Source organism: Litoribrevibacter albus (assembly GCF_030159995.1).
In the GTDB taxonomy this organism is placed as follows: Bacteria; Pseudomonadota; Gammaproteobacteria; order Pseudomonadales; family Litoribrevibacteraceae; genus Litoribrevibacter; species Litoribrevibacter albus.
Genome location: NZ_BSNM01000006.1, coordinates 150,331 through 163,814 on the forward strand (window position 1 = coordinate 150,331; position 13,484 = coordinate 163,814).

11 protein-coding genes are annotated in these 13,484 nt (G+C 44.2%); 8 read left to right on the forward strand and 3 right to left on the reverse strand.

What is annotated here, in order from left to right; all coding sequences use genetic code 11:
* Positions 1 to 62: 62 nt before the first annotated feature.
* Together QQL66_RS05485 and serA are read right to left on the reverse strand one after the other, a co-directional pair.
* A complete protein-coding gene (locus QQL66_RS05485) occupies positions 63 to 668 on the reverse strand; it encodes an LPP20 family lipoprotein (RefSeq protein WP_284379706.1) in 606 nt (201 codons plus the stop codon).
* 163 nt (positions 669 to 831) lie between these two features.
* Positions 832 to 2,061, reverse strand: coding sequence for a phosphoglycerate dehydrogenase (serA, locus tag QQL66_RS05490; RefSeq protein ID WP_284379708.1), 1,230 nt, complete (start codon positions 2,059 to 2,061; stop codon positions 832 to 834).
* A 163-nt stretch (positions 2,062 to 2,224) separates the two neighbouring features.
* Between serA and QQL66_RS05495 the strand changes: the two genes are divergently transcribed.
* The 4 genes from QQL66_RS05495 (at position 2,225) to QQL66_RS05510 (ending at position 7,446) form a co-directional block, all read left to right on the forward strand.
* Positions 2,225 to 3,628, forward strand: coding sequence for an FAD-binding oxidoreductase (locus QQL66_RS05495; RefSeq protein WP_284379710.1), 1,404 nt, complete (start codon positions 2,225 to 2,227; stop codon positions 3,626 to 3,628).
* Positions 3,621 to 4,316, forward strand: coding sequence for a fumarylacetoacetate hydrolase family protein (locus QQL66_RS05500; protein WP_284379713.1), 696 nt, complete (start codon positions 3,621 to 3,623; stop codon positions 4,314 to 4,316). The genes QQL66_RS05495 and QQL66_RS05500 overlap by 8 nt, the downstream gene beginning before the upstream one ends.
* A gap of 115 nt (positions 4,317 to 4,431) precedes the next feature.
* Positions 4,432 to 6,633 carry a GspE/PulE family protein gene (locus QQL66_RS05505; protein ID WP_284379716.1) on the forward strand — a complete coding sequence of 734 codons (2,202 nt, stop codon included), beginning with the start codon at positions 4,432 to 4,434 and terminating at the stop codon, positions 6,631 to 6,633.
* Positions 6,634 to 6,702: 69 nt separating this feature from the next.
* Positions 6,703 to 7,446, forward strand: a complete 744-nt coding sequence (locus QQL66_RS05510; RefSeq protein ID WP_284379718.1) for an SDR family NAD(P)-dependent oxidoreductase — start codon at positions 6,703 to 6,705, stop codon at positions 7,444 to 7,446.
* A 114-nt stretch (positions 7,447 to 7,560) separates the two neighbouring features.
* Here the strand turns inward: QQL66_RS05510 and QQL66_RS05515 are convergent, their stop codons facing one another.
* Positions 7,561 to 8,487 carry a porin gene (locus tag QQL66_RS05515; protein ID WP_284379719.1) on the reverse strand — a complete coding sequence of 309 codons (927 nt, stop codon included), beginning with the start codon at positions 8,485 to 8,487 and terminating at the stop codon, positions 7,561 to 7,563.
* 421 nt (positions 8,488 to 8,908) lie between these two features.
* Between QQL66_RS05515 and alr the strand changes: the two genes are divergently transcribed.
* The 4 genes from alr to QQL66_RS05535 all read left to right on the forward strand — a co-directional run bounded on the left by alr (position 8,909) and on the right by QQL66_RS05535 (position 13,453).
* Complete coding sequence (gene alr / locus QQL66_RS05520) at positions 8,909 to 9,985, forward strand: alanine racemase (protein WP_284379720.1); 1,077 nt, start codon at positions 8,909 to 8,911, stop codon at positions 9,983 to 9,985.
* A gap of 5 nt (positions 9,986 to 9,990) precedes the next feature.
* Positions 9,991 to 10,821 (forward strand): methyltransferase domain-containing protein, encoded by an 831-nt coding sequence (locus QQL66_RS05525; protein WP_284379723.1) that lies wholly within the window; start codon positions 9,991 to 9,993, stop codon positions 10,819 to 10,821.
* Positions 10,822 to 10,896: 75 nt separating this feature from the next.
* Complete coding sequence (locus QQL66_RS05530) at positions 10,897 to 12,918, forward strand: sensor domain-containing diguanylate cyclase (RefSeq protein ID WP_284379726.1); 2,022 nt, start codon at positions 10,897 to 10,899, stop codon at positions 12,916 to 12,918.
* A gap of 79 nt (positions 12,919 to 12,997) precedes the next feature.
* Entirely contained in the window at positions 12,998 to 13,453 is a 456-nt protein-coding gene (locus QQL66_RS05535; RefSeq protein WP_284379729.1) for a DUF4288 domain-containing protein, read from the forward strand.
* Positions 13,454 to 13,484 lie beyond the last annotated feature (31 nt).

A 13,484-nucleotide genomic window follows, 5' to 3' on the forward strand; every position in this document is an offset into this window, starting at 1 on the left:
AACCGGGCATTGCCCGGTTTTTTTATGGCCGTCGATATGTTCGACTGCCGCTAAACTCGTGATTACTTGTTCATTTCACGGTATTTAGCAATTTCATCAGCTAGCTCTTCATGGCCTTTTTGGGCTTTGAATTGCTGCCATAAAGCACGTTCGTTTTTCATAGACGTTTTAAGTGCTTCTTTCGCTGCTTCTTCAGCTTGCATATCGTCTAGGCCAACAAGAACGTAAAGCGTGCCATTCGGGCTCTTACGGCTTTTGTATACGCGGCTACCAACCAAAGATTCGTCAGTGATCTGCTTGGTTACAGAGGTCATTACGCGGTCTACAGTTTCTGTGTCGCCAGCGCCAGTAGTTTCAACGTACTGTTTTACCATGTTCTGAACATGTACTTTCATGCGTTGAGCTAGCTGAACACGAGCATCCGTTGCAGCCATTTGTTTCATGTGCGAATGACCAGCTGCAGAATGCTGAGAGGAGCCTACTGCTGAAACTTCAACACCTTCTACAGGCTCATCGCAAATCCAGCCTGGAGCTGGTGTATTAGGTGCGTCAGGGAAAACACAATCGTAAACCGGCGCTGCTGCAACAGGTTGAGGCTGTTGAGTTTCACAGCCAGTAAGCGCAACAGTCACTGCAAGAGCTGCACCCAGTGGTAGTAGTTTCTTCATTTAACTTTCTCCGTTAAAGTGATAATACTGATTTCAATAAATCAGTGTCCTTTGATGCACTGAATGTGATAAGTCTAATACAAAAAAGCCCGCAGGGTATAGTAACTAACTGCAGGCTTTTTCAATAAGAAACACTTTAGTACGGTTTCTTAAAAAGGGCTTCTTAGAACAAGCGACGAATTCTGATGGTTCCATTCACTTGTTGTAGTTTTTCCAAAGCCAATTGGCTGAAATCAGCCTCAACATCAATTACTACATAACCCACTTTCTCATTGGTTTGCAGGTACTGACCGCTGATGTTGATGTTGTTCTGAGAGAACACTGTATTTATTTCAGTTAATACACCAGGAACATTCTGGTGGATGTGAAGAATACGGTGTTGGCCTGGGTGGGCTGGAAGTGCTACTTCTGGGAAGTTTACAGAAGAAATTGACGTACCAGTGTCTGAGTACTTAACCAGTTTCTCTGCTACTTCAAGACCAATGTTTTCTTGGGCTTCCTGAGTGCTACCACCGATGTGTGGTGTCAGGATGGCGTTGTCGAATTCACGTAGAGGAGAGACAAACTCGTCATCGTTGCCACGTGGTTCAACCGGGAATACGTCAATGGCTGTACCTAGTAGCTTCTTGCTTGCTAGCGCAGCTGCCAATGCATCGATATCAACAACAGTACCGCGAGACGCATTCAAAAGGATGCTCTTGTCTTTCATTGCATCGAATTCAGCTTTGCCGAACATGTTTTTGGTTTCTGGTGTTTCAGGAACGTGCAGAGTAACGATATCTGACATGCCTAGTAGTTCGTTTAAGTCACGAACCTGAGTGGCGTTACCCAAAGGCAGTTTTGTAATCGTGTCGTAGAAGAACACTTTCATGCCTAACGATTCAGCAAGAACCGATACCTGTGCACCGATGCTGCCGTAACCAATGATACCCAGATTTTTGCCACGAATTTCATAGGAATCAGCAGCGCTCTTCAACCAACCGCCACGGTGGCAAACGGCATTCTTCTCAGGAATGCCACGAAGTAGCATGATCGCTTCTGCGATCACTAGTTCTGCTACAGAGCGAGTGTTTGAGTAAGGTGCATTGAAAACTACAACGCCTTTCTCTGTTGCTGCACTCAAATCTACTTGGTTAGTACCAATACAGAAGCAGCCAACTGCAATTAATTTCTCTGCCGAATCAAAGATTTCTTTGGTCAATTGAGTACGGGAGCGAATGCCAACGAAGTGAGCATCTTTGATTTTTTCTTTCAGCTCTTCCTGAGGTAGTGCCGTTTTAAGATATTCAATGTTGGTGTATCCAGCCTGTTCCAGAGTGTCCAGCGCGGATTGGTGAACACCTTCTAAAAGAAGAAATTTGATCTTGCTTTTATCAAGAGATGTCTTGGACATGTTTCGTTGACCTTACATAATTTGTCAATCTTTCCCGAGAAATCCCGTATTATACGAGACGCTCAATTTTGAGGGCACTTATGTTACCATAGGCGCCCGTCAATGGTAGTGGCTTGTGGCAATTTGCTGCATTATTTTGATAAGCGAGAGCGTTTAGAAGGGCATGAGTACCGTGAGTTCAGAACAAATTATCGAACAATTACAGTCAATTGTGGGCGCTGATAAGGTTAGAACCGATCAGGATTCTTTAGAGCAGTTCGGCAAAGACTGGACAAAAATCTACGAGCCAAAGCCATTGGCGATCGTTTTTCCGAAAACCACCGAACAGGTTCAGGAGATTGTAAAGCTAGCGAATGAACAGCAAGTGGCGATTGTTCCATCCGGTGGTCGCACTGGCTTAAGTGCTGGTGCTGTCGCAGCCAATGGTGAAATTGTGGTTGCAATGGATTACATGAACGAGATTCGTGATTTCAATGCAGTAGACCGTACGGTTGTTTGTGGTTCTGGTGTAATTACCGAGCAATTACAGCAGTTTGCTGAAGATAATGGATTGTTTTATCCGGTAGATTTTGCGTCGGCCGGTTCTAGTCAGATCGGTGGTAACATTTCTACCAATGCCGGAGGGATTAAGGTGATCCGTTACGGCATGACACGTGACTGGGTTGCAGGGCTTAAAGTTGTTACCGGTAAGGGTGATGTTCTAGAGCTCAATAAAGACTTGGTGAAAAACAACACAGGTTACGACATGCGTCAGTTGTTTATCGGTGGTGAAGGCACTCTGGGCTTGATTACCGAAGCAACCATGCGTTTGGCTCGTCAGCCATTGCCTCTTACGGTGCTTGTGTTAGGTGTGCCTGAATTTGAAGCGATCATGAGTGTACTTAATACCTTCCAATCTAAGATGGATCTTACTGCATTTGAGTTCTTCTCTGAGAAAGCGATGCAGAAAGTGATTGCTCGTGGTGATGTACCTCGTCCGTTCGATACCGAAGCAGAATATTACGCGCTGCTTGAATTTGAAAATCTATCCGATGAGACCGCAGATGTTGCCATGACTCTGTTTGAAGAATGTATGGAGCAGGGTTGGGTTCTGGATGGTGTGATGAGTCAGAGTGAAACTCAGGCCAAAAACCTATGGCGTCTGCGTGAAGACATCTCTGAAACCATTTCAGAGTGGACACCGTACAAGAATGACATCTCAGTGGTTGTGTCTAAGGTTCCTCCGTTCCTGAATGAAATTGAAGCGATTGTTACTGAGCATTACCCTGATTTCGAAATTATTTGGTTTGGTCACATCGGCGATGGCAACCTGCACTTAAATATCCTGAAACCAGAAAATCTTCCTAAAGAAGACTTTTTTGCCAAGTGTAAGGATGTAAGTCGTTGGGTGTTTGAGATTGTTGAAAAATACCAGGGCTCTGTGTCTGCTGAGCATGGTGTAGGTATGACCAAGAAACATGCACTGACTTATACTCGCAGTGAAGCTGAGATTGAGTATATGAAGGCGCTTAAACTGGCGTTCGATCCAAACAATATTATGAATCCTGGGAAAATCTTGGATGTCTAAGACTCAACGTGTTGCTTACAAACATCAGTGGCAGGGAGGGGAGGAAATTCCTCTTCCTGTGGGTAAGGTCGTGTGTGTGGGACGCAACTACGCGGAACATGCCAAAGAACTGAATAACCCGATTCCTACTGAACCATTATTGTTTATGAAACCAGCCACGTCTTTGGTGGATTTTTCTCAGCCTGTCAAAGTGCCTCAAGGGTTTGGTGAGGTTCATTACGAAACTGAGATAGCCATCTTGATTGGTGAGCCCATTATTGCGCAGGACGGTGAGTTACCGTCATTGGCTGATTGTGAAAAAGCCATTCTTGGCGTGGCGGGTGCGCTGGATCTGACCTTGAGAGACTTGCAGTCTCAATTAAAAGAAAAAGGTCAGCCTTGGGAAAAAGCCAAAGCGTTTGATGGTTCATGCCCAATTGGTGGATTTGTGAAGCCTTCAGAGTTAAGTGATCTGTCTGACCTGGATGTGTCACTGGATATTGATGGCAATAGAGTACAATCTGGCAACTCCAGCGATATGCTGACCCCTATTTTGCAGTTATTGCGTTATACCTCTCAATTCTTCAGCTTAATGCCGGGGGATGTTGTTCTGACCGGAACTCCAAAAGGGGTTGGGCAAATTCTTCCAGGACAAACGCTGTCCTTGTCCCTAGATCAAACTTTTACATTTCAATCTGTTACGGTTTGATCCTCTTTTCAGGAGATGGCGTTACCGCTGTCTTCTGATTAATTCCTGAGCATTTTCCCCTTCGTTTCCTGTTTCTTGGCATATACTCAATGTGTGTCTATAGGGAAATAATTTTATGCTCGCTGAATCTGATTCTTGGTGTAATCCGCCTGATGGCTACGGTAAAGACATGACCTTGGAGCAACCTACGGTCTCGTACTTTCGCTGTGATCAAAAAGGGGGCTCTGCAACCTTACTTCGTTACGATGTAAAAGATGGAACCTTGACCTTATTTGAGAATGGTTGCAAGCGAACCGATCTGTTGTCTGAGTATCGAGCCATCGTTTTTTCTGATCCCTTATTGGATGTTGATGCTGATATTGAGCAGGATGCCCAGTGCTACGAATTTGTTTTCAGTGATAAAGAGGTGTTTGTCAGTCGAGCTGTAGCTATTGTGGAAACGCCTGCTTTGTTGCACGTATTTCGAGTGCACGATAACAATGTGTATCGGGTGTTGATACCGAGGGCGCATCTTCTGCAATATCATGTGAAAACATCTCTGAAAGTGGAATCCGAGAGCAAGTTGCAGAGCGTTGATTTGAAGATCACTTCTCGGGCGCAGTTAGGGGAGATGTTACGCACCGGTTTGTTACCTACCCGGAAGTCGATTCTGGAGCAATTAAGGTTTAATGATCACCTTTCTGAAGACGAATTCAGAAGCCTTACAATGGAGTTACAGGATAAGAAGAAAGATTCTGATGTAATTCAGCATCTATTGGCAACGGGAATATATCGGGAGGGTGATATTCAGCTCGCCCGTGCTCAATGTCTGGGGTTGCCATATGTTGAGGTCGATATGATCGAGCCGGATCAAAAGGCCATTGCGCTCTTTGATGAAGTTACAGCGAGAAATTTGAATATCTTCCCCATTATGTTTCATAAGGATCGTGTCGTCGTTGCGATGACGAATCCTGCTGACTATGGCGTAATGACACAACTACGCTTTTTGGTGGGTAAAGACATTGAACCGGTAGTCACTAATCAGCGGGCACTGAGACACGCAATTGATAATCTCTATAGCCCTCTCTCCTCCGACGAAATTTTTATTCAGGCGGAGGCGTCATCGAATAATGGGGATGAAAAGCTCTACGATCAGGCTGAAGAGGTAACCAGTGAATCTGACGGTTCTGATCGACCTACCGTTCGTTTGGTGGCTAACATTCTCTCGGATGCAATTAATAAGAAAGCATCAGATATTCATATTCGACCTCAAGAAAAACACGTTGATCTGATCTTTCGGGTTAATGGTTCGTTAATTCCAATAAAAAGATTCTCTAGGTCGATGCTGTCTTCTTTGGTTAGTCGAATCAAGATTATTGGCCGAATGAACGTTGCAGAGCACCGTTTACCGCAAGATGGTCGTACGCATTTGAAACATTCCGGAAAGGCCGTGGATTTGAGGATTTCAATCTTGCCCAGTGTCTACGGCGAAAGCGTGGTTATGCGTATTCTTGATACGTCAGCGGGCTTGAAAGGTATTGATGAAATTGGCTTTTCCGAGACGGATAGAGAGAAGTTTACACACTTAATCAATCGCTCTTCAGGGATGATTTTAGTTACCGGGCCAACGGGGTCGGGGAAAAGTACCACGCTCTATGCTGCGCTGAATGAGATTGTGAAACGGAATGTGAATGTCATTACCGTAGAAGATCCTGTGGAATATCACATGCCTGATGTGCTTCAGGTTCAAGTGAAGTCAAAGATTGATATGACCTTTGCAAGAGTGCTTAGACAGATGCTTCGGCATGACCCTGATGTCATTATGGTGGGTGAGATTCGGGATAAAGAAACGGCGACGATCGCTTCAGAAAGTGCGTTAACCGGGCATGTGGTGCTTTCTACTCTGCATACAAACAGCGCGAGTTTATCCATTAGTCGCCTTCTGGAAATGGGCATTGAGCCCTATATGATCAATTCCAGTTTAATTGCGGTGATCGCTCAGAGGTTGGTTCGTTTGAACTGTCCGCATTGCTCTCACGAATACCAACCGGATGCCGGTATGTGTGAGTTGGTGGGAGTATCGGCTGATGAGGTGTTTCATAAAGGCGAGGGCTGCGTGGATTGCATGCAAACTGGTGTTATGGGGCGTCGGGCAGTATATGAATTACTTCAGGTTGGGCCGGAGATGCGCCGACTGATCGTGTCCAATCCGAATCCTGTTCAGCTGGAAGAATTAGCTAGAAAAGAAGGAATGACGCCTCTTACTGAGTGTGCGTTGAAACTGGCCCGAGAAGGTGTGATTTCGTTGGATGAGGCGTATCGTGTTCGCTTGGAGTAGATCGTAGGATTAAGTTTCAGCATAGCGTGATGTGGGGTATGCTCATTCTTACAACAAAAGGAGGAGCATATGTCAAAGACGTGTTTGATTACTGGTGCCGCAAGGGGGATTGGTCGGGCGTTGGCTGTTGAGATGGCTAAACACGGATATTTGTTGGCTTTAACCGGGCGTAATCAAGAGCAACTTGCAGAAGTTCGGGAAGAGATTGTAAGTGTGAATCCCAGTGCGCACGTTGAAATCTATGTTTTAGATGTGACTGATTACCCAAGTGTATTTGATGTTATTAGTGTCGCTGATCAGTCGTTAGGTGGTCTTGACATAGTCATTGCTAATGCAGGTATCAGTGTGAGTAAACCTGTAGGTGTGGGTGGCTTTGAAGCTCATAAATCTGTAATTGAAACTAATGTTTTAGGTCTTATGGCTACAGCAGAGGCCATCCTTCCCTTTTTTAAAGAACGAAACGCAGGGCAGTTTGTTGCTATTTCATCTGTGGCTGCATTTCGGGGGTTGCCAAATCATTCCTCGTATTGTGCATCGAAAGTGGCAGTAAAGAGCTATATGGAATCTCTCTCAATGGAGTTAATAGGGTCTAAGGTTCTAACGACCACCTTGTTTCCTGGGTATATTGATACTGACATTAATAAGCATATGGCGAGTCGTCCATTTCTGATCTCTGCAGAGCAAGGTGCAAAAGAAATGTTGAGCTTAATTCAGAAGGGAGTAAAGGTATCTACTGTCCCTAAAAAGCCCTGGAGTGTAGTTAGTCAGTTGATGAAAGCGGTCCCTGAATCTGTGTTGGCGAAATTAAGTTAGAGATAGTAACAGAGGGGCAGAAATAATCGCTTTGAAGTTCATTTAATATCTTCGTGGAAATAAAAAAGGCACCCTAGGGTGCCTTTTTACTCGATACTAGTATCGGGCTTCAGCTTAGAAAGAAGCGCCAGCAACTAGCCATAGAGAGTTGTCATCGTTGTCATTATAAGCGCTGTCGAAATCAACTTCTGCTTGAACCCAAAGCATGTCAGAGATGTCTTTAGCTACAGAAAGAGCGATACGATCTTCTGGCTCTCCAAATGCTTCAGCTTCGTCAGAAGTGAAGTAAGCTGCACCTAAGGTGTAACCATTCATCTCGTAGTTAGCTTCTAGCTGAAGGAAAGTAGGGTCTTCGTCGTTCACTTCATCAGAAAGCATTACGTATTCTGCGATCAAAACAATGTTGTTAACGTTTGCAGTACCGCCGAAAGAGAATGCGCCTACAGGGCTGCCAACGCTATCGACTGCGTCACTTACATAACCGAAGTGTGCAGTGAACATGTCTGCAGAGTAGTCAACAGACGTACCGAACTCTTGTAGATCGTCGTCACCAGAGCGGCCTTGAGCTACGTAAATGGTAGAAGAGATAGGACCGCCTTTGATTTTTACACCAGCCATGGTGTCGGTGTAATCATAAATTGCGTTTTTGTGGAAAGAGTCGTTCCACATCATTGATTCGCCTTGTAGACCGATTACAGTGTCGTCGTATTCAGCGAATAGAGAGTAATTGTCGTTTAGTTTGTGTTCTAGGAAGGCGTTATCGATACCTAGAGTATCTTTTTTGTCAGCGCCAGTGACGTCATTTTTGTCGCCTTGGTATTCAGCTGTTAGGCCAGCAGTTGTTGTACCATCTGTAGCTTCAATAGAAATCTCAGCTGTGTCCAAGTATACAGAAGAGCTGCTGTTGGTGGTATCGTTATCGTGGTATTCAAAAGCGAAGTCTACTTCACCGCCGATAGTTACTTCAACATCACCTGCGTGAACCGCACCTGCAAGAGAAGCTGCTGCGATTGCTGCTGCAAGACGTGTAAATTGTGCCATAGTGTTTTCCTTTTACTTACGTTAAATATCCAAGTCAACCGTTATTGGTTGTGCCTATAATCTTGTGGGGTAAGTAAAGCAGACTTTGTGCCAATTCTTATCCCTAAGATTGTGGGCGTCCTGAAAATTATTATTAAGATAACTGCACCAGTAATTAACACTTACTTACTGCGATATGTCAATAATTGGTGCGTATGTTACCCATTTATTAATTTCGTAGTGTAGTCACTGATTTCTATTTGTCGAGTTAGAAACTAAAAAAAATAAGTTACTTTATGTTATGCCGATAAGTGGTTGTTTATATGTTGGTTTGTTGAATGTGATCGAGTGCAAATTTTTTATCTGACTGTTTTAATATTTTGGCACTTTTATCTGGTAAACTTATCGGCCTGTTTCTTATAGTTTTTAGTATGAAATACTTATGTCTTCTCGTGTATCTGCGACGATAAATTTAGCCGCAATTTCTCATAACTTAAACATTATTCGTAGTTTGGCTCCAGAAAGCTCGGTGCTTGCGATGGTCAAGGCAGATGCCTATGGGCATGGGGCGAATGAGGTGGCTCGAGTTATAGAGTCGCAGGTGGGCGGATTTGGTGTGGCCACCTTGGATGAGGCTGCTTCGTTACGCAGTGTCGGGATTGTAGCTCCAATTGTATTGCTAGAGGGCTTTAATTTCGCTCATGAATTAGCGGTTGCGAAGGAGCATAAGCTAGACCTTGTTATCCACAATTTGGTACAGCTGCGTGAGCTTATTGAAGAGGGTGTGGAAGGTATTTCGAGGGTATGGGTAAAACTTGATACCGGAATGCATCGATTAGGCTTTTCACCGTCTGAGTGGTTAGAAGCGAGACCTTTGATTTCCCAAATAGAACAGTATATCGATATCGTTGTTATGACTCACTTGGCCTGTGCTGATGAAATTGAGCATGTACAAAACAGAAACCAATTAAGTGTATTTGAGCAGATTGTGGATGGTGAACCTTTTGCTCAGTCCATTGCTAATTCTGCTGCGATTCTATCTAGGCCTGATTTGCATCGTAATTGGGTGCGCCCGGGTATCATGCTTTATGGTGTATCTCCATTTGGTAGCGAACAGTTGATTGATGACTTATGCCCTGTGATGACGCTTAAAGCGTCTGTTATTGCATTAAAGAGCGTCAGTGCCGGAGATTGGATCGGTTATGGCGCGACCTATCAATGTCAAAGTGATCGTCTGATTGCAACTGTCTCTTTGGGATACGGTGATGGGTATCCTCGTTCGGCTGCCACAGGGACACCGTGCTATATAAATGGTGTTATGACTGAGTTGGTTGGGCGTGTATCTATGGACATGTTGACCATTGATGTGACTGATGTGCCAGGGGTTAAGTTGGGCGATCAGGTTGAGTTATGGGGCGAGCATGTGCCTGTTGAACAGGTCGCTGCTTGTTGCGATACCATCGGTTATGTACTGCTTACCGGATTAACGAATCGAGTTACTTTTCATTATGTGCGTTGATATCAATGAGTAAGCAAGACAGAAATTTTGATGATATAGCTGAGCACTTTCTTACTAAAATATACGGCAGTCAAAAAGGCTATATTCGTCTTGCCCGGTTGTGGACGGACTTTCAGAATTTCCTCCCCGAGCTGTTTTCCGGTGACAAACTGTCTGTTCTAGATGCTGGTGGTGGATTTGGGCAGCTCAGTTTTGAGTTGGCACAATTAGGCCACAATGCGGTGCTCTCTGACATTTCAAAGGAAATGTTGAATTTGGCACAACGAACACACTTAAGCGAGTTATCCAATTCTGAGCTATTGGGAGAGTATCAGTACGTTCATTCTCCTATTCAGGCACTTTCAGATCATTTGCCGGGTTCCTCATTTGATTTTGTGATGTGTCATGCGGTTCTGGAATGGGTGATCGATCCCAAAGACGTTCTCACACACGTGATAAAGTTTGTAAAGCCGGGTGGGTATTTCTCGCTGACGGTTTATAACAAAGGGGCTGTCTATTTCCGGAATTTACTGAAAGGTAATTTTCGTTGGGTGGATCGTTGGATGGAGCAGATGGATGACCCCAATGCTGATCCCGCTCTGACGATGATTAAAGGTCGAAGTTTAACCCCACCGGGGCCTTTGCTGCCGGATACAGTGGAAACCTGGTTGAGTGAGTTAAATTGCCAGGTGATCAAGCAGACCGGCATTCGAGTGTTAGATGATTATTTAAATAAGCATCTAACAAAAGGCCACTCTCAGGAAGATATTTTGGAAAAAGAGTCTTATTTTGGTGTTCGTAGCCCTTATTGTTCAATGGGGCGTTATGTTCATTTTTTAGGTCAAAAGCTCTACTGATGTGCCTATTAGTATCACTACTACTATGCTTTGTTTGTCCCTAGCTATGACTTGAGATTCTAGGCTTAAAGCTCTATGGTTACGCTCAGTATTTTTCCTACTTATGATAATAATGAAAACGGTTTTCTCTTGAGTCAGCTCTTCCGATATTTACTGTTGTTTTTTAGGCGTTGGGCTGTTCTTGTTGCGCTGTTATCTGTTGTTTCCAGCTCATCTTTTGCATCTGAAGAGTTTTTCCCTAGGTTGGATCTGGCGGGTATTGATCAGGTCTCAGATCAAGAAATATCTGATAACCTGTACGTTTATGAGGATGTCGAAGGGCAGGCCAGTTTAGAGGAAGTATTACTCTCTTCTTTAGAGTGGCAAACTCGGAATCGAAGTTCCTCATTGAATGATTTGTCGGAAGAGAGTTCTTCCGGAGTCTGGCATCGTGTCAAACATAACCCTCCAAACTTTGGCTACTCCCATTCTGTTTATTGGTTTCATCTGCCACTACTAAATGCTGCTCACTTCAGCTCAGACTGGGTAGTGGAAGTTGCTTATCCTGTTCTGGACTTTGTTGATCTGTATGTCGTTAAGAAGGGCGATGTACAGAGCTTCTACAAATTAGGGGATAAACAGCCTTTTTCAAACCGTGTATTTGAACATCGAAATTTCCGCATTCCGGTAACGTTATCGCCATTAGATGAGGTAGATATCTTTATTCGGGTGAAGACCAGCAGTGCTGTCCAGGTACCTGTCAGGCTGTGGAGTTATGGCGGTCTGATGAAATATGATCAGATTGATATTCTGATTATTGGCGTATATTTCGGCTTGTTGCTAGTGATGGCTTTGTACAATGGCCTGATTTATTTGACAGTGCGGCAGCGCAGTAATCTTTACTATGTGTTTTATGTCGTCAGCTATGGCTTTTTTCAGGCGTCTTTGATTGGTTTGGCGTATCAATATATTTGGCCGTCCGGCGTTCATTGGAATGATCAGAGTATTTTGGTCAGTCTGGCTTTGTCGCTGGTGTTCGGTACCATCTTTATACGTTCTTATCTTGACCTAAGATTGAGCTCACCTCGGTTGGAATTATTTTATCGAGGGGCAACCTGGTTGGGTGTCGTGTGCATCGTTCTATCTTTCGTCCTGTCGTATGACCTTATGATTCGTGTAATGGTCTTTTCGAGCACAGTGATTTGTCTTTGTGCAATGGCTGGTGGCTTATATCTGTGGCGTTCTATTGGTAGGTCAATCCAGTATTTTACCTTGGCTTGGTTGTTCCTATTTGCGGGTGGCTTGATTCTGGCGCTCAATAAATTTGGTGTTTTACCAAGAAACTTATTTACGGAAAATGCTTCTCTCTATGGATCTGCATTGCAGATTATTCTTTTGTCCATGGCGTTGGTTGAACAGATTAATATGGAACGGAAAAAGCGCTTTGCTGCTCAGCAGAGAGCTATTGTTCAGGAGCGGCTGGCTCGTGAAGCACAAGAACATGCATTGGCTCTACAACGACAGGATAACGAACGTTTGGAGCAGCGAGTGCAGGAGCGAACCGCTGAATTAGAAGCATTGAACGATAAGCTTCAGGAATTAACTATTCGTGATAGTTTGACCGGCTTATATAACCGACGGTATTTAGACACAAAAGCCGAGGAAGAATATAAGCGCGCTCAGCGGGATAGAAATTCACTGGCTGTGTTGGTGATGGATCTGGATAACTTTAAACAGATCAATGACAAGTATGGTCATTTATTTGGTGATACTTGCCTTGTAGCGACGGCCAAAGTTCTAAGTGATAACGTGCAGCGAACGTCCGATACCATTGCCAGATACGGTGGTGAGGAGTTTGTTGCCATTCTTCCTGGGGCATCCAAAGAGAAAGCCCGATACTTAGCAGAGATGATTCGTCTTAATATTATGTCGCTGGAAATGACGTTTGAAGGTAAGCGAGTACCACTGTCTATGAGTATCGGTTTCGTGGCGACCAAGCCGAAAGAAGTTGGCCGGTATGAAGAATTGATAAAACTGGCCGATGAGGCTTTGTATAAGGCAAAAGAAGCAGGGCGAAATCGTGTTATTGGTGCGGATGACTCACCAAACTTAGACTGAACTCAAAGGAGTTCGAAGAAAGCCATTGTAAGCTAAGCCAAATTTACTACAATGCGAGTATCTAACTTAGGAGCTCAACATGAATTGGTACGCTGTTAAAACGCTATATCGCACCTTCACTGATGGTTTTGTGGAAAACCCTGATGCGGATTATCGTGAAGATTTAGATATGCTGGAAGAGCGAATCGTTCTTCTTCGTGCAGATTCTTTCGATGATGCCATCGAACAGGCTGAAAGAGAGGCGCGAGAGTATGCCCGAGTTGAGCAGACTAACCCTTATGGGCAGCGAATCTGTATTAACTATATCGAAGCGTGTGATGCTTATATGTTAGGGGAGTCGCCTGCAGAATCGGTTGAGGTATTTAGTAGTACTTCTTTAATCAGTCGTGATACCTCTGATACTGAAATTACCGACATGCGTTTGGGTGTAGTCACTGATGACGATGAGCGATTCAGCAAGAAGTTTCTGAGTCAGGAATTTGAAGCGGATGATTCTGATGGTGAGATTGTTGAAACCATCGATGCAGATTGGTAATTGTTGCCAAGTCTGAGACTCTGTAAAGCTG